Here is a 15752-nt window from a genome sequence, read left to right as displayed (position 1 = left end):
TCTAGGTTCTAGGTTCTAGGTTCTAGGTTCTAGGTTCTAGCGAAGTTTATGATAACTATTTAGTTAACACAAACGTTTAACTATTTTTTGGCGTAACTTTAATTAAGCTGCTGGCGGCGATGGCAAATAAGCAATAACCGGTAAAGTACCAAAAACCTGTACCAAATTCGGCATGCATGTTGATCAATTCCCCCATCTGGCCATCGGCGTTACCAGCAAGGTAAGCCACAATCAAAGCAATGACAAAAACATCTACCATGCTCCATTTACTCAAGCCTTGTATAACTTGACCGAGTATATGCTTTAATTTGTTCATCGGTATTAAACAATAAACTAATTGCATCAACAGTTTTAAAGCTGGCACCACAATTGAAAACAATGCTACCAATGCTGCGACTAGGTAATTTTTATTATTGGCAAGTTCGTTAACCGTGCCCCAAATGCTCCGTGTTTTTTTATAAGCACTAATTTCACCTTCGAGTTTATCAAGGCCCAACATGCTCGACGCCATCATTAACATATTGCGGGTATGACGGTCACCTTCATCAGCAATCATAGCAATGCCTGTTTTGGCGAGCTTTGATTTATCAATTTTCCCCTCAAGGGTTAGCACAGGCTGAGTAACGCCAGGTAATAACAACGCCAGAGCAATTAAAATAGTCGTGATCGGCAGTAATAAACGCATAGTCGTCTTTTAAAGTATATTGATAATGGCGCATCATACTCAAGGTATTAAGTATCTTCAATAATTGAGGCTAAAACCTCATCGCCGTATTGCCGTGCTACGAGCATGGCATTATAAATGACATCGATGGGAGAAGCTGGCCGAATGGTTTCTAACAATTTAACTGCTAATGGCCAATTATCTTCCTCTACCGCGCGAGCTAACTGCAAAGTAGCACCTAACATACCGTTAAAGTTAAGCAGTGCACTCGATAAATCATCGCCTAAACAAAACTCTTTTGCGATAACATCCAGTTCCATATTTAAAATAGCATCGAGCACTGACATCAAGCCAACTAAGTAACCACGCTGAGACATTTCCTTACCGCCAGGCTCTAGCATTAACTGCATGAAATGCGCACGAGTTAACCCCAACTTAGTTAGTTCACTAGGTTTATCAACCCCTAGTTCACTAAGGGCCAACACTCTTACAAATTGACGAATTGCATCTTCACCTAAATAAATAACCGCTTGTGAAATAGAGGTGATCACTAAATTTTGGTTACCAGAGCGTGCATTCACTAATTTAAGAATACGAGCAGTTAAACCGACGTCTTTAGCTACCCGCTGGTGGACTTCATCAAAATCGAGATCTGGGCGCGACGTACAGCGCAGCAAATCAAAAACAGCAAATTTAGATGGCTCAACATTATGGTAGCTGAGCATTTCTGGACGCGCGAAAAAGAAGCCTTGAAAGTAATCGCAGCCGGCACTTTTTAGTAGCATAAATTGTTCGTGCGTTTCAATTCGTTCAACTATGATTTTTACATCAGGAAAACGGCGTTTAAGCTTTTTTAACAGCATATTGGTTTTAATGATGGGCTCTTCAACTTCAAGCTTTATATAATCAACTAAATGTAATAATGGCTCCCATTTTTCATCTCCATCATAATCATCGAGAGCAAAAGTATAGCCATCTTTTTTTAGAGCCGTAACTCGACTGGTCACTTTATCAATGTTGTCGGCTCGTTCAACGATTTCTATTACTGCGCTATCTGGTTGCAATAATTTAGGGAAATCATCTAACAGGGCATCTGAAGATAGGTTTATAAAAGCGCGTTGGTTCGCAGTAAGTTTATTTATACCAATAAGCATTAAAGCGTTAAAAAACAGCCGCCCAGTAGCCTGACCATCTGTTGTGCCAATAGGGAATGCGTTATTTATCGAATCTCGATACAGTAATTCGTATGCATAAATGCCTGTTTCAGCATCAAAAATAGGCTGCCTGGCAATGTATTGTGTAACAAGTTTTGGCACCTCGGCGGTTATCTGCGTATTAAGCATATTATTTCCTGCTAATAACTATAGTGACTCTTGCCAGCTAAATTGTTGTTATTTTATGTACTCAGTATAGTAAGGTTTTTGCGCCTTGCCTAAACTTGTAAGTAATAATGCTCCTTTTATTGAATGTCTGCAAACCATCTGTAAAGTCAAAGTTTTCACTATACCCACACTAAAATAATGGATAAGTTCTAATTTGACTGATGATTGAGTATAATAAGGGCTTACTTTTCTGTTAACCCCCAAAAGAGCCTTGATATGAGCATTGAACAAGCCTTAGTTGAACGCAGTAATAACCAATGTGAGCTATGTACTGCAACTGAAAACCTTTCTGTATACGAAGTGCCACCTGTCACTGAAGCTCATTCAGATAAATGTATTTATACTTGCCAAACGTGTAAAGACCAAGTTGAAGGCACCACTGATATTACCCCTACTCATTGGCATTGTTTAAACGATAGCATGTGGAGCCAAACACCTGCGGTACAAGTGGTGGCGTACCGTATGCTAACCCGTTTAGCTGCTGATAATGGCTGGGCACAAGATGCGCTAGACATGATCTATCTTGAAGAAGATACGTTAGCATGGGCTAAAAAAGTACTTGCTGAAAATGATGATATTAAACATGTTGATAGCAACGGCGTGGTACTGCAAGCCGGCGATACAGTCACACTTATTAAAGATTTAGATGTTAAGGGCAGTAGCTTAACGGCTAAACGTGGTACTGCTGTGCGTAATATCGGCTTAACTAGCAACCCTGAACATATTGAAGGACGTGTGGACGGTCAGCGCATTGTTATTTTGACCAAGTTTGTGAAGAAGTAAATATATCTCGGCCTACAAAAAGGTGCATTTATGCGCCTTTTTTGTTATTAAATAACAACTTAGAATAATTAAGCTATGATTAAGTAACTACCCCGTACACTTATAGTAATTAAGAATTCACCGATTTAATTACATCAAGGAATAAGCCATGCTATTACACAAACCAAATGCAATTTTAAAATCGATTGTTGGTATTAGTCTATTAGCCAGTAGTGCTGTTGTGCTTTCAGGATGCCAAAATCAATCTGAGCCAACTAAACAAATGACTGATGATGCAGCTATGGCCACTTTAACAACTCAAGTTAGCTACCTTGATCGTAGTATGCTACGTCCGGGATCACAACTCACAGTGACTTTAGCTGATGTGTCAAAGATGGATACTGAAGCAGAAATAATTAGTCAACAAACTATTGATATCAATGGCGCACCACCTTACACGGTAGAGCTTAGTTATGACACAAGAAAAATTGCTCAACGTCATCGCTATAGTTTGATGGCACGGATCACCAATCAAGACCAACTATTATATGTAAGCACTACACATAACAATCCATTTGAGCAATCACAACAAGCACCTTTTGAAGTCGTCGTGTCTAAAGTTGCGCCGCAAAAGCCCAATGTCGATTTAGTAAATACGTATTTTAAAGCTGTTACTATAAATGGCGTGCAAGTCACTGTTGAAACAAAAGAACCCTTTATTCAATTTAGTAAAGATAACAAAAGCCATGGCTTTTTAGGCTGCAATAATTTTGCTGGTAGTTATCAAGTAGATCAACAAGCACTGACATTCAGCCCGCAAGCTAGTACTAGAAAAATGTGCTCTCAAGGTATGGAACAAGAAACTGCAATGTCTGGCGTACTAGAAAATACTGCGACGTGGAATATTAATGGTGAATCACTCACCTTAAAAGATAAGCAAGGTAAAGTACTGGCAACATTTAAAGCCGTGTATTTTAATTAACTCTAATCACTCTCTGTAATTAAACGCCCAGTAAACTGGGCGTTTCGATGTTTATTCGGCAACTAATTGTTCGCTGCGATAAAAGCCTGATGAATCGCTTAATAAGTTAACTAGTTCAGGTAATACCTTATCCATAGTTTGTTTTAACTTCCACGGTGGATTAATCACTATCATCCCCGATGCAGTCATGCCATGCACGTCAGTATCTGCTTCAGTCGCCAATTCAAATAACTGAATATTACGCATACCTGAAGCAATCAATCCCTCTTCCATACGCTCAATTCTTTCTCTGTCGACCACCGGATACCAAATCATGTAAGTGCCAGTAGCAAAGCGTTGATAAGCCTTCGTTAATGTTGTTACCACAGTGTCGTAATCGTCTTTAATTTCATAAGGTGGATCAATGAGTACACATGCTCTACGCGAAGCGGGGGGTAATAACCCCACTAGGCCCGTAAAGCCATCCTCGCCGCGGACACGAATTGAGCGCTTACCGCTCATGTTTTCTTGTAGTAATGCCAAATCTCGCGGATGTAGTTCAAAAAACCAACCTTTGTCTTGGCGACGCAAGAAATGCTCAGCAATTTTCGGCGAGCCCGGATAAAAAGCTAATTGTTCTGTGTCATTAAATGATTTAATTAAATCAATATAATCATTTAGTTCCTGATGCTCACTGCGATGTTGATAAAGCTTAGCAATGCCATTAAGGTATTCTTGCGTTTTTTGTGCATCAGCACTGGCTAATTCAAAAAAGCCAGCTCCTGAGTGAGTATCGATATAGTCCAATGGCTTATCTTTGAGCGTCTGGTAACTTAATACCTGAGCTAATACCAAATGTTTAACGACATCGGCTGGGTTTCCAGCATGAAATGAGTGTCTGTAACTGAGCATAATATAATTTCGCTTAAATAAACTCATTGAAGTTAGTTATATTCTACAACATAAAACGCCAAGGGTCATAAATTGCTGGCCATTAAGTGAACCACTTATGAACAAATTAGTCGCTAGCCTGAACAGCTTATTAACATTAAATAAAAATCAGCCAAAACACACGTAAATGCTGGCATATAAAGCAACTTTGCTTTACATTTGCATGACAATAATCACAGTTTTATGAGCGCCTTTATGAATAACGATACCCTTTCTCAACTAGAACAATTGATCGACCAATTAATTAGCCAAAATTCACAGCTACAAACTCAGGTTAGCGAGCTTAAAGATAAAAATAGTAAGCTAATCGATGAAAATGAAATTCTTCAACTTGAAGTACTTGAAAGTGAAGAAAAACAAAAAGACACCAGCACAACTTTAACGGGTTTACTTGAGAAGCTACAAAGCGCCCAACAGGCTAACTAATGTCTGAGCTGCAAAACCAGCGAGTCACAGTTGAGTTGCTTGGTAAAGAGCAGCAATTTGCTTGCCCAGCTGGGCAAGAGGATGCACTCATTGCATCAGCCAAATACTTAAATGATTTGGTTGATAAAATGAAGCAGCGCTCAACAGTGCGCAATGATCAAAAAGCCTTATTAATGGCAGCCTTGAATATTAGCCATGAGTTACTCGAAGCAAAAACACAGCAAAGCGTTACCCAACAGCAGCAGGATCAACTCATCGATAAGCTCAGTGCTTACTTAGGGCAATCGTCAGCCGAATAAAAAAAGCGCACTCGCGCTTTTTTTATTATCTCGTGGATTCCAGTATCAATTAAAAACAAAATCAGCTAACTTGCCTATTTTATTTTCTCTATTTTGGCAATACGGTTATGACTCACCCTTTTTATATCCCCACTCAGTTAACTGCACTTTTATTGCTAAGCTTTAGTCTTGTTGCACCCCGCTCTGCTGTTGCAGCAACACAGTGGCAAACAATCTCCCCTAACGTACAATTTTTAGAGCAGCAACGAGCCCTACGCTTTTATGACTCAAACCAAGTGCTCATTGAAGGTGATAAATGCGCGCTAATGTTTGATGCCAGTGGCGACTTTGCCGCTGTTGAAGCAACCGTTAAGCAACTAAAAAGCACCTTAAAAACCCCTTTGTGTTACTTAGTTGCTAGTCACTTCCACGACGACCATTTACTGGGCATGGCTATTTTGCAGCATCATTTCCCTGATGCTCAATTAATTGTCCATCAACAACTTGCTACTGAATTTAGTCAACTCCAACAAACCTATACTAATAAACTTGATAGTTATGAAAAAAGTATAGAATTGAGTTTACAGCGTTTAGCCCAGCAGCCCGAAGCGCAACAACAGCACTGGCAAAACAAACTCAACTTAGCTAAGCAGCGATTATTACGATGGCGCCAATATCAACTACAACCACCACAAACTTACGTTGTTGATAGCTTAACCATTGAACTTGGCAACTACCCGGTCACTATTAACGCACACCAAGCCCATACTAATGGTGATTTAACTCTCAGCGCCGAAAATCATCGCATTTTAGTCGGTGCTGATGTGGTTGATTGGCTACCTTATCCCGGCCATGGTAATTTTAATAACTGGTTGCAAATACTCACGCAACTTCACTCAGATAAGCGCATCAAGATAATCCTTCCTGGCCACGGAAGCGTACTAAAACGAGACGATTTACAGCAACCATTAAACTTTTTGCACGCGATACAACAGCATGTAACAAACTATCCAGAGCAAGATTTAGTGCAATTACAGCAAAGCTTTAATCAGCAGTTTGCGAAAGACTACCAAGTTGATGAGATAGCACGAAAAGCTTACCCGCTGTTTCTAGAGGCTGGACTTAAACGAGTTAAACAGTCAAAATAGCGCTCGCACACGGATGTGCTAGACTTTTAAAAGGATATTAATTTAGTGATTTTTATGCGCTGTTACCTCTTTGCCCTGTTTGTGACTTTAATCTTACTATCTGGTTGCCAAACAACTGAACCGCATTCAGCGCCAAATGATACTATGCAAACTCCGGTTATTTTTAATCACGTTAAACCGTCATCGAATAACTCGGCACAGCCCACAGATGCCAAGCATAAAAAACAAAAAATAACATTAACAGCTCCAGCGCAACAAGCCGCTACATCACCTCAAGCGCACACTCGCAATAAAGATTTATGGCGACATATAGCCGACAACTTAACCATTCACATTTACCTAAACAAAGCACTAAATAAACGGATTACCTGGTATACCAAGCAACCAAAATACTTACAGATTGTCAGTGCCCGGGCTGCGCCTTATCTTTATCATATTGTTAGTAAAATAGAACAACGTAAGTTACCCATGGAATTAGCCTTATTGCCCTTTGTGGAAAGTGATTTTCGTCCGACTGTTAGCTCATCAGAACAAGCTGTTGGGGTATGGCAATTAGTCGGTGCGACGGCTCATCATTTCGGCATAAAATCAGATCAATGGTATGACGGGCGCAAAGATGTTCTCGCTTCAACAGATGCAGCTTTGGCCTATTTAGAGTATTTACATAAGCGCTTTGATGGCGACTGGCTACATGCATTAGCGGCTTATAATAGTGGCGAAGGACGTGTAAAGCGCGCCATCGCAGAAAATAAAAAGCGCGGCAAAAGCACTGATTACTGGTCGTTGAAATTACCCAAAGAAACCTCTGAATACGTGCCAAAGCTAATGGCATTAAGCTACTTAATACAAAACCCTCAGCACGGACTATACCGCCCTAAACTTGCCAACAAAGCCCTTACAACTGAGCTTAACGTTGGCCAGCAATTTGATTTTTCGGTGATTGCCAATTTATCTGGTATTGGTCGCAGCCAACTACACAAACTCAACCCTGGCTATTTAAAAAACCAAAGCTCACCTAATGGTCCCCATACTTTATTACTACCACTGCAACAGCAAAGCTTATTAAGCAGCCAGTTCTTTAAAAATAATTTCACTGGCGAATATACAGTGAAAAAAAATGATACTTTGTACTCGATTGCTCGTCGTTTTGGATTATCAGTTAACAAACTAAAAGCGATGAATAACAAAACCTCTAATTTAATTGGTATTGGTGAAGCATTGATGGTTGGCCAACCTCGCACCATGCCAGACTCGTTAACTATCAATTATAAAATCAGTCCTTACCTTGAACAAACTGAAATAGCGATCCCCACTATCGCTATTCAATATCAGGTAAAGCCTGGTGATACTATCTGGGGAATTAGCCAACTTTATGATGTGCCGCATAGTGATTTAGCCCGGTGGAATAAACTTAGTGCCTCGAGTATTTTAACGCCTGGCACGCAGCTGGTGCTACATTTGCCGCAAGCAACAAAGGCCGTGTCACAATTGCATGACGAAGGTTTACTTTCAGAGCTTGCAAGAACCTTAAAGCAACCACACTAACCGAACCAGTAGTTTATAATCCGGCTTATTTAGCGTAAAATTAGCTTTTCATTACAGTTAAATTAAAGAGATCGGCATGCAAATTAGCAAAAACTCGGCAGTTGAATTTCACTACACATTAAGTGAAGCGGGCGAGCAACTAGAAACAAGTACTGGCAGTGAGCCGCTAACATATATTCATGGTTTGGAAGGTATGCTTCCAGGTCTTGAAACGGCTCTTGAAGGCAAGGCTGCTGGCGATAGCTTCAGCGTGACACTTACACCGAGTGAATCTTACGGTGAACGTGTTGATGATCTTATTCAACGTATTCCTCTTAAACACCTTCAAGGTGACACTAAAGTATGGAAGCCAGGTATGACAGCAATGGTTAGCTCTAATCAAGGCCGTCATCAAGTAACGATCGTGAAAGTAGGTCGTTTCAATGCTGATTGTGATTTAAACCACCCATTTGCAGGCAAAACTCTAACGTTTGATGTGCAAGTACTTAGCGTACGTGAAGCAACCAGCGAAGAAGTATCACACGGCCATGTCCATAGCGAAGGCGGTTGTGGTCACAACCACTAAGGAAATTCCATGTCAAAGGTTGCTATCGTTACAGGCGGCAGTAAAGGTATAGGTCTTGCTGTTGTAAAGCGTTTTCTAAATAATGGTTACCAAGTACATAACCTTGATCTAGAACCTGCAAATTTAGGCACTTGGCACCACTGCGATGTGAGTGATGTTAGCGCAGTAAAAACGGTTATTGCAAAAATTGCCAGTAATGGCAAATGTATAGATGTGTTGGTATCGAATGCCGGCCGTCATCTAAGCGCGACAATTGAAGACACTGACGAAGCAACCTTCGATAGCTTGTTTGCACTTAATGTAAAAGGTGCCTACGCGGCAATTCAAAGCGTGTTACCAAGCATGAAAGCGCAACAAAATGGGGCAATTATTTTAATTGCCTCAGATCAAGCCATCATAGCTAAAAACAACTCGTTTGCGTATAACCTGACCAAACATGCGTTAGCCTCAATGGCAAAAACCACCGCATTGGATTATGCCCAGTTTAATATTCGTACCAATGCAGTGTGCCCAGGCACCATAGAAACACCGCTTTTTCATAATGCTATCGATGCATATTGTACTCGTAGTGGCGCCGACAAAGCCACTATAGTTGCCGAAGAAGGCGCATTACAGCCACTCGGACGATTAGGCCAAGCTGATGAAGTCGCAGCATTGGTTACGTTTTTAGCCAGTGATGATGCCAGCTTTATTACCGGCAGTTTGCAAACCATTGACGGTGGTTACACCGCGCAATGAGTGAACGTATTATTGACCCCCACGTACACTTTTTTAATTTAGTCCAAGGGCAATATGATTGGCTACAAGGTAACAATCCTGTGCCTTGGCCAAATTTAGATACGATTAAAGCGCCCATAAGTGTTAACCAATTACAGCATATAAGTCAGTTTGAAATTGCTGGCCTAGTACACATTGAAGCAGGCTTTGATAACCAGCACCCCATCAATGAACTGCACTGGCTAGCTGAGCACTTAAGTGGCCACAATTATAAAGCTATCAGCTTTGCCAATATTAACAGTCATCCCGACGATTTTAATAATGCAATTACCGCTTTATCACACCCAAGCTTAGTGGGCATTAGAGATATCACCGAAGGCGCTGATGCCATGCGCTTAAGCGATGCTACATGCCATGATAACTTAGCGCTATTAGCCAGTAAGCAGCTGATATTTGAGGCTCAATTTGAAGTTGAAAAGCTTACGATTACCCAACAGCTAATCAACTACTGCCAACAACTTCCGCATTTACAATTAATAATAAACCATGCGGGTTTACCCAATAATCTGTCAATTTGGCAGCATGGGATCAGCCAATTAGCGCAACTACCTAACTGCTGGATTAAATTTTCAGGCTTTGAGCTACTCACCGCGCAGATGCAAGCTCAGCAACAGCAGTGTTTTAACTTTATCCTGCAGCACTTTGGCCAGCACCGCGTTATGTTTGCTAGTAATTTCCCTGTATGTCAAATCAACGCGAGTTATCAACAGCGTTGGTCAAACCATTTTGAGCTTTGTAACACTCATAATTTATGGCAAAAACTCAGCTACAAAAATGCTCAGCACTGCTACCAAGTTTAATAAAAAACCGCTATATTGAGTTATATTGTATAAAAACAGAGCATCATCATGGCTATCTCTTCTATTCAAAAGCTCACTATTGGGTTTTTCAATGTTTCTTTTCTAGCGTTTCTTTCTGGCTGTGGTGGCGGTAGTACAATGACCGACAACAACAGCAATGGTGGTGGCGACACTGGTAGCAGTATCAATTGGACGCAAGGTGTATTTCAGCCCTCTAGTAACTTTTATCAACAATGCCAAGTATTAAACGAAAAGCACTGGCTGCGATCATGGAGTAAAGAAACCTATCTTTGGTATGACGAAATTATCGATCGTGATCCAGCGCTGACCCCTGCTGTAAGTGAATATTTTAAATTACTAAAAACCGAGCAAATTACCGAGTCAGGCGCAAACAAAGATAACTTTCACTCCAGTCTGCCGACCGCACAATGGAGAGCCCAAAGCCAATCAGGGGTAACCTTCGGCTATGGTTTTAACGTTAAATTAATAAGCCCTACAGCACCACGCCAAGGTGTGATCAGCTATACAGAACCTAACTCACCTGCAAGTGCGCAAAATCTTGCCCGCGGCTTTGAGATTTTAGAAATCGATGGTGTTGATTTTATCAATGCCAATACGCAAGCTGAAGTAGATACCCTCAACGCAGGTTTATATCCAACTAAAGTTGGTAAAAGCACCAGCTTTGTATTCAAAGATATAAATACCGATGAAACCCGCGAAGTTATTTTAAACTCGCAAACGATTACTTCTAGGCCAGTCACAAACGTGAAGACCTTAGCTGATGGCACTGTTGGTTACTTTCAATTTAATAGCCACAATGCAATTGCTGAAAAACCGCTTTATGATGCCTTTAATAATCTCAAAGCAAGTAATGTCACTGACCTAATTATTGATATTCGTTACAATGGCGGTGGTTTTTTACAAATGGCTAGTCAAGTTGCTTATATGATCGCAGGCCCCGCGAATACCAACGGTAAAATTTTCGAAAAAACCATTTTTAACGATCAACACCCAACATTTAATCCAGTAACAGGACAACGCTTAAAACCCGTCATGTTTACCAATGAGTTTGTTGGTTTTGCTGATAATCCTGCTCTAGTTGTTGGCACGCCATTACCAACCTTAAATTTAGAACGCGTGTACTTGTTAACTACCGCCAGCACTTGCTCTGCCAGCGAAGCGATAATAAATGGTTTACGCGGTGCAGATATTGAGGTAATTCAAATTGGCTCTGGTACCTGCGGTAAACCATACGGTTTTTATCCCACCGATAACTGCGATACGACTTACTTTAGCATTCAATTTACTGGCGAAAACAATAAAGGTTTTGGTGAATATTCAGATGGTTTTGCGCCGCAAAACACCACTGACAATGCCCGCTTACCAGTACGCATAGCCGGTTGCGCCGTTGCTGATGACTTTAGCCACCAGTTAGGCGATCCTGAAGAAGCGGTACTAAAAGCCGCGTTGGGTTATCGTGATAATGGTAGTTGTCCAGCAGCCAGTTCAATAGCCAGTAAGCAAGGTTTTGCACCTGCACGCTTTGGTGACACCCCAGCAGTATTAGATACGCGGGCTGGATCTCTTGCTGAGCAAAATAAAATACTGCCTTCGCATTAAGCGTTAGCATTAAACTCAAGGCAGAATTGTTATGCTAAAAGAATGTTCATCATCAATACTAGCCGCGCTCTTGATCTGCGGCTGCTCTGTACAAAATGAAAAACCAACACCAAAATTACAGCATGCATTACTAATAGAGCCACAAGGTGAACTGATTGCTCAAGGAATTGCTCGCCTAATGCGCTCAGAGAAGATTGCAGTAGCTAATGATGTGTTTATGAAGCGCAGCTTGATGGTCGTTGATAACGTCACTAAAACCGACGAGCTTGGCAACCCTATTATGGGTAAACAGCTAAACATGCCAGACCGTTTTGAATTACTGATAAAAAACAACCTATGCTTTGTACGTCATCTCGATAGCAAAGCCACCGAGCCGCTACCGGATGTACAATGTAAGGTGAATGATATCTAGGTGCTAGGAAAATTTTAACGCTTTGAATTAGTAAAAAATAGTTTTGAATTAGTAAGAAATAGTTTTAAATTTGCAAAGGTCAAAGTAGATAAACTTAATGAATAGCGAGCAGGAATTAGCTCGCTATTCATAGCTCGTAGCCTATGATTTTATTTGATCTCAACACGCTGAGAGCGCATCACTATTTCGTCGTTAAGTTCAATACCAATACCCGGCTCTTCAGACACTTCAAAGAAACCATTTTTAGGCTGTGGATCTTGCAAGCATAACTCACGGTTCCACTTTTTAATTGCATAAGTGTGATGCTCATGAATTAAGAAATTTGGAATAGCCGTTTCTAAATGTAATGATGCTGCGGTTGCAACGGGGCCGCCACAGACGTGAGCCTGAATACGCACATCAAAAATATCAGCGTAATCACACACTTTTTTAGTTTCAGTAAAACCACCACATAAACCGATATCTGGCTGTAATACATTAATACTTTGATCTTCTAAGTAAGGGCGCACACCCCAACGATTATATAAACGCTCGCCACCGGCAATTGGCACTGATACTTTATCTGCCACTTTGGCATGTAACGAATGATTTAAGTAGTTAACTGGTTCTTCATAAAACATACAGTCAAATTCTTTAGCGATTTCACCGATTTGAATAGCAGAGGTAACACCCGGTAAACTGTGGCATTCAAAAATGATATCGACTTCATCACCAACAGCTTCACGAATTGCCTGCATACGGGCGCGATATAGCTTCATTTCAGCACGTGAAATAATGTTAGTGCGGTCGTAATAGGTATTGCCGTCTTTATCATATTGGATCGGATCAACTTTAACGGCATCGTAGCCTTCAGCCACTGCTTTTAACGCTGCTTCTGCGTATTCTTGTGGATGTACCAGAGCTTTAAACTCAGTGTCCCAGTCAAACTGTAATTGCGAAGCATAAGTACGCAGCTTGTCGTTAACTTTACCGCCTAGCAACTGATACACAGGCAAACCTAGTGCTTTACCCTTAATGTCCCATAAAGCAGTGTCTATCGCGCTCATTGCTGCATAGACTACTGGGCCCCCACCTAAACCCCAAAAGCTTTCACGCAGCATACGCGACCATAATTTTTCGGTTTGAAATGGGTCATGACCAATTAAGAAAGCATCAGCCATTTCTTTGATCATAGCAGCGGCAGCACTGTGTCCTAAATCATAAGCAAGGCCAGCTTCGCCAACCCCGCTAATACCTTCGTCAGTATGAATACGGACAAATACAGGAGTCCAAGCAGGTCTGTCTGGACAGTGGATATCAAAAACTTCAACGCGATTAACTTTCATGACAATTCCTTATTAACCAAGGCTTAGGTTATTTTGCAAAACTAGGATCAAGACGATGGGCCTTACGTAACATCGCAGGCCAAGCTAATTGCCCACCGGTACTACCGCTGTGCACTACATTCGCTTGATTATAAATATTATCGATTATGGCTTGAGGTACTGGTGTAACAGCTTGGCCACTGGCTTGTAAAGCCAGCTGTATTTCACAAGCACGCTGTAAGTCATAAAAACGCATAAATGCATCACCCACCGTTGGCCCCACAGTTAAACCACCATGGTTTACTAACAACATATGATTAGTATTAGCGAGATCATCTTGTAAACGTTTTTTCTCATCGCTATTAACTGCTAAGCCTTCATAGCCGTGATAAGACAATGACGGCAGTGAAAACATTGAATACTGACTAAGTGGCAGCAGACCATTTTGCTGCGTGGCAACGGCAATCGTTTCTTTAGTATGTAAGTGAATAACACAATGAGCGTCATCACGCACTTCGTGAATCGCGCTGTGAATCGTAAAACCAGCAGGGTTGATTGCAAATGGCGTGTCATCCAAAATATTTCCGGCCAAGTCCACTTTGACTAGGTTAGAAGCTGTTACTTCATCAAATGTGAGGCCAAACGCATTCACTAAATAATGGTCAGTCCCCGGCAAACGCGCCGATAAATGTGTGTAAATCAAATCACCCCAACGAAAATGCTCAACCAACCGATAACAGGCGGCTAAATCAACTCGTAACTGCCATTCTTGTGCAGAGACTTTATTTTTTAAATCAAGTTGTGGTAAATCAAACATTATGGGGCCTTATTTAAACGCGTTAAAAGCAAAACACGATATAGATGGATAGAAGTCTAAAGTAGTGTGCGTGGATGATCAATATTTAAAACAAAACAGCCACACCGAATTGGTGTGGCTGTTTTCTGTGAGCCCAGTGATAACTCACACTCAGCAAAAATTATTTTACGTTTGCTAAGTAATCGGCAATAGCTTCAAATTCTTCGTCAGTAACAGTAGCCACCATCGCTTTCATCGCTGCAGTCATGCCATTGTTACGCGCACCTGATTTAATGTCTTTCATTTGCGCTACTAAATACTCTTTATTCTGACCATTTAGTTTAGGATACATTGCCATGATCGGTGCCTTACCTTCAGGGCCATGACATGTTTGGCACATTTTTGCTGTATAAAGCGCAGCACCATCGGCAGCCATGCTGTTAAATGACATACTAGCAACCATAGAGAGGCTTGCACCTAAGAGTAATTTTGTTATCTTGCTCATTGTATTTTCTCTTCTTTTTGACGGTTTATAAAAATTATTAGCTTAATTGTAGACCATAATAACGGATCTTTGTACATCACATATGTACGTAATTTATACACCAAGTAGATCACCAAACACGCTGTTCAAGTCATCTCTTAGGCTACCATACTAAATCATCTGGTACTTCAAAATCAGCGTATGGGTCATCAGCATCTTTGCCTTTGTCTTCAGGCTCTACATGAAACACGATGTACTTTTCATCAACTTCTGCCACTTTACGGGCTGGCTCATCTTCAAGTACAAAAAACTGCCCTTCCAATACACAAATTGCCAGTCGGCCACCTGACAAGGCTTTTTGCGTTTGTTCATTTACGTCGAGCTCTTTGACTTTATTTTCGTAAGTAAAATTGAAAGTCCGCTCACCACGAATCGAATCTTGATTATGATGTTCTAATATCTGCTTTACGCGGGCAACTTGCTCACGTTGCTTTAACTCACCTTGGCGAGCTTGATTTAATTCTTCTGCTTTTTTCTGCTGTTCTAACTTTGTTTGCTGAATATGCTTTTGCAGATCACTAGGGTTACTGGTCGCCCCTTTTTTTGGCTTTTTTTGTTGCTTACGCTTTTCACTTTTAGCAACTTTAGCTTTATGTGATGTGGTTAATCCTGCTTGTAGCAATTGGTCTTGTAATGAACCCATAGCTTTGTTCCATTAAAAACTGATATTAGCTTTATTTTATACCCAAACCACCCCAAGATGCGAGTTTCAGTTGGAATTAAAAGCGATTTAGGCAAGGCATTGATTGCAAGTAATAGTGGGTCTATTGCTAAAATCAATAACGTAGTATAAATCGCTTTTAAACCAACCCGTTGG

At 40.9% G+C, this 15752-nt stretch carries 18 protein-coding genes; 11 read left to right on the top strand and 7 right to left on the bottom strand.

Annotated features, from left to right (window positions below):
• Positions 1–76: 76 nt before the first annotated feature.
• Both H5183_RS16075 and H5183_RS16070 read right to left on the bottom strand, forming a co-directional pair.
• On the bottom strand, positions 77–685 hold the full coding sequence (locus H5183_RS16075) for a paraquat-inducible protein A (RefSeq protein ID WP_145238177.1): 609 nt from the start codon (positions 683–685) through the stop codon (positions 77–79).
• Between the two features lie 47 nt (positions 686–732).
• Positions 733–2007 carry an EAL and HDOD domain-containing protein gene (locus tag H5183_RS16070; RefSeq protein WP_182732177.1) on the bottom strand — a complete coding sequence of 425 codons (1275 nt, stop codon included), beginning with the start codon at positions 2005–2007 and terminating at the stop codon, positions 733–735.
• 255 nt (positions 2008–2262) lie between these two features.
• Here H5183_RS16070 and H5183_RS16065 point away from each other — a divergent pair, with 255 nt between their 5' ends.
• Together H5183_RS16065 and H5183_RS16060 are read left to right on the top strand one after the other, a co-directional pair.
• Positions 2263–2829 carry an alkylphosphonate utilization protein gene (locus tag H5183_RS16065; RefSeq protein ID WP_145238171.1) on the top strand — a complete coding sequence of 189 codons (567 nt, stop codon included), beginning with the start codon at positions 2263–2265 and terminating at the stop codon, positions 2827–2829.
• Between the two features lie 148 nt (positions 2830–2977).
• A complete protein-coding gene (locus H5183_RS16060) occupies positions 2978–3790 on the top strand; it encodes an META domain-containing protein (protein WP_182732176.1) in 813 nt (270 codons plus the stop codon).
• Positions 3791–3841: 51 nt separating this feature from the next.
• On the opposite strand, the gene H5183_RS16055 is transcribed toward H5183_RS16060, so the two are convergent.
• Positions 3842–4681 carry a 23S rRNA (adenine(2030)-N(6))-methyltransferase RlmJ gene (locus H5183_RS16055; RefSeq protein WP_182732175.1) on the bottom strand — a complete coding sequence of 280 codons (840 nt, stop codon included), beginning with the start codon at positions 4679–4681 and terminating at the stop codon, positions 3842–3844.
• A gap of 234 nt (positions 4682–4915) precedes the next feature.
• On the opposite strand from H5183_RS16055, the gene zapB reads away from it, so the two are divergent.
• The 9 genes from zapB (at position 4916) to H5183_RS16010 (ending at position 12291) form a co-directional block, all read left to right on the top strand.
• Entirely contained in the window at positions 4916–5146 is a 231-nt protein-coding gene (gene zapB, locus H5183_RS16050; RefSeq protein ID WP_145238165.1) for a cell division protein ZapB, read from the top strand.
• Entirely contained in the window at positions 5146–5445 is a 300-nt protein-coding gene (locus tag H5183_RS16045; RefSeq protein ID WP_145238162.1) for a cell division protein ZapA, read from the top strand. Before zapB ends, H5183_RS16045 begins: the two co-directional genes overlap by 1 nt.
• 107 nt (positions 5446–5552) lie before the next feature.
• Positions 5553–6572 (top strand): MBL fold metallo-hydrolase, encoded by a 1020-nt coding sequence (locus H5183_RS16040; protein ID WP_182732174.1) that lies wholly within the window; start codon positions 5553–5555, stop codon positions 6570–6572.
• A gap of 54 nt (positions 6573–6626) precedes the next feature.
• The gene (locus H5183_RS16035) at positions 6627–8117 is read left to right on the top strand and encodes a LysM peptidoglycan-binding domain-containing protein (protein WP_182732173.1); all 1491 of its coding nucleotides are present in this window, start codon (positions 6627–6629) and stop codon (positions 8115–8117) included.
• Positions 8118–8193: 76 nt separating this feature from the next.
• Positions 8194–8682, top strand: coding sequence for a peptidylprolyl isomerase (locus H5183_RS16030; RefSeq protein WP_182732172.1), 489 nt, complete (start codon positions 8194–8196; stop codon positions 8680–8682).
• Positions 8683–8691: 9 nt separating this feature from the next.
• Positions 8692–9420 carry an SDR family NAD(P)-dependent oxidoreductase gene (locus H5183_RS16025; protein WP_182732171.1) on the top strand — a complete coding sequence of 243 codons (729 nt, stop codon included), beginning with the start codon at positions 8692–8694 and terminating at the stop codon, positions 9418–9420.
• Complete coding sequence (locus H5183_RS16020) at positions 9417–10259, top strand: amidohydrolase (RefSeq protein WP_145238147.1); 843 nt, start codon at positions 9417–9419, stop codon at positions 10257–10259. The genes H5183_RS16025 and H5183_RS16020 overlap by 4 nt, the downstream gene beginning before the upstream one ends.
• 48 nt (positions 10260–10307) lie before the next feature.
• Positions 10308–11879 carry a S41 family peptidase gene (locus H5183_RS16015; protein ID WP_182732170.1) on the top strand — a complete coding sequence of 524 codons (1572 nt, stop codon included), beginning with the start codon at positions 10308–10310 and terminating at the stop codon, positions 11877–11879.
• A gap of 31 nt (positions 11880–11910) precedes the next feature.
• Positions 11911–12291, top strand: a complete 381-nt coding sequence (locus H5183_RS16010; protein ID WP_182732169.1) for a hypothetical protein — start codon at positions 11911–11913, stop codon at positions 12289–12291.
• A 149-nt stretch (positions 12292–12440) separates the two neighbouring features.
• Here the strand turns inward: H5183_RS16010 and H5183_RS16005 are convergent, their stop codons facing one another.
• From H5183_RS16005 to H5183_RS15990, 4 genes are all read right to left on the bottom strand, one after another.
• A complete protein-coding gene (locus H5183_RS16005; protein ID WP_064668182.1) occupies positions 12441–13616 on the bottom strand; it encodes a mandelate racemase/muconate lactonizing enzyme family protein in 1176 nt (391 codons plus the stop codon).
• Positions 13617–13644: 28 nt separating this feature from the next.
• Positions 13645–14412: a class II aldolase/adducin family protein gene (locus H5183_RS16000; RefSeq protein WP_145238137.1), complete on the bottom strand. Its 768-nt coding sequence runs from the start codon at positions 14410–14412 to the stop codon at positions 13645–13647.
• 160 nt (positions 14413–14572) lie between these two features.
• Positions 14573–14896: a c-type cytochrome gene (locus tag H5183_RS15995; protein ID WP_182732168.1), complete on the bottom strand. Its 324-nt coding sequence runs from the start codon at positions 14894–14896 to the stop codon at positions 14573–14575.
• Positions 14897–15038: 142 nt separating this feature from the next.
• A complete protein-coding gene (locus tag H5183_RS15990; RefSeq protein WP_149980503.1) occupies positions 15039–15578 on the bottom strand; it encodes a DUF2058 domain-containing protein in 540 nt (179 codons plus the stop codon).
• Positions 15579–15752: the final 174 nt, after the last annotated feature.

Origin of the sequence: Pseudoalteromonas sp. SR44-8, assembly GCF_014163635.1 — a bacterium.
Classification (GTDB): Bacteria; Pseudomonadota; Gammaproteobacteria; order Enterobacterales; family Alteromonadaceae; genus Pseudoalteromonas; species Pseudoalteromonas rhizosphaerae.
The sequence above is the reverse complement of the archived record's forward strand: the minus strand, read 5'-3'. Positions and strand labels throughout refer to the sequence as shown.

What these genes read in the sequence shown, in the direction of transcription:
- H5183_RS15995 (WP_182732168.1), bottom strand. Translation starts at nt 14,896, where the DNA reads ATGAGCAAGATAACAAAATTACTCTTAGGTGCAAGCCTCTCTATGGTT.
- H5183_RS16055 (WP_182732175.1), bottom strand. Translation starts at nt 4,681, where the DNA reads ATGCTCAGTTACAGACACTCATTTCATGCTGGAAACCCAGCCGATGTC.
- H5183_RS16020 (WP_145238147.1), top strand. Translation starts at nt 9,417, where the DNA reads ATGAGTGAACGTATTATTGACCCCCACGTACACTTTTTTAATTTAGTC.
- H5183_RS16045 (WP_145238162.1), top strand. Translation starts at nt 5,146, where the DNA reads ATGTCTGAGCTGCAAAACCAGCGAGTCACAGTTGAGTTGCTTGGTAAA.
- H5183_RS16065 (WP_145238171.1), top strand. Translation starts at nt 2,263, where the DNA reads ATGAGCATTGAACAAGCCTTAGTTGAACGCAGTAATAACCAATGTGAG.
- H5183_RS16005 (WP_064668182.1), bottom strand. Translation starts at nt 13,616, where the DNA reads ATGAAAGTTAATCGCGTTGAAGTTTTTGATATCCACTGTCCAGACAGA.
- H5183_RS16010 (WP_182732169.1), top strand. Translation starts at nt 11,911, where the DNA reads ATGCTAAAAGAATGTTCATCATCAATACTAGCCGCGCTCTTGATCTGC.
- zapB (WP_145238165.1), top strand. Translation starts at nt 4,916, where the DNA reads ATGAATAACGATACCCTTTCTCAACTAGAACAATTGATCGACCAATTA.
- H5183_RS16060 (WP_182732176.1), top strand. Translation starts at nt 2,978, where the DNA reads ATGCTATTACACAAACCAAATGCAATTTTAAAATCGATTGTTGGTATT.
- H5183_RS16040 (WP_182732174.1), top strand. Translation starts at nt 5,553, where the DNA reads ATGACTCACCCTTTTTATATCCCCACTCAGTTAACTGCACTTTTATTG.
- H5183_RS16015 (WP_182732170.1), top strand. Translation starts at nt 10,308, where the DNA reads ATGGCTATCTCTTCTATTCAAAAGCTCACTATTGGGTTTTTCAATGTT.
- H5183_RS15990 (WP_149980503.1), bottom strand. Translation starts at nt 15,578, where the DNA reads ATGGGTTCATTACAAGACCAATTGCTACAAGCAGGATTAACCACATCA.
- H5183_RS16035 (WP_182732173.1), top strand. Translation starts at nt 6,627, where the DNA reads ATGCGCTGTTACCTCTTTGCCCTGTTTGTGACTTTAATCTTACTATCT.
- H5183_RS16075 (WP_145238177.1), bottom strand. Translation starts at nt 685, where the DNA reads ATGCGTTTATTACTGCCGATCACGACTATTTTAATTGCTCTGGCGTTG.
- H5183_RS16070 (WP_182732177.1), bottom strand. Translation starts at nt 2,007, where the DNA reads ATGCTTAATACGCAGATAACCGCCGAGGTGCCAAAACTTGTTACACAA.
- H5183_RS16030 (WP_182732172.1), top strand. Translation starts at nt 8,194, where the DNA reads ATGCAAATTAGCAAAAACTCGGCAGTTGAATTTCACTACACATTAAGT.
- H5183_RS16025 (WP_182732171.1), top strand. Translation starts at nt 8,692, where the DNA reads ATGTCAAAGGTTGCTATCGTTACAGGCGGCAGTAAAGGTATAGGTCTT.
- H5183_RS16000 (WP_145238137.1), bottom strand. Translation starts at nt 14,412, where the DNA reads ATGTTTGATTTACCACAACTTGATTTAAAAAATAAAGTCTCTGCACAA.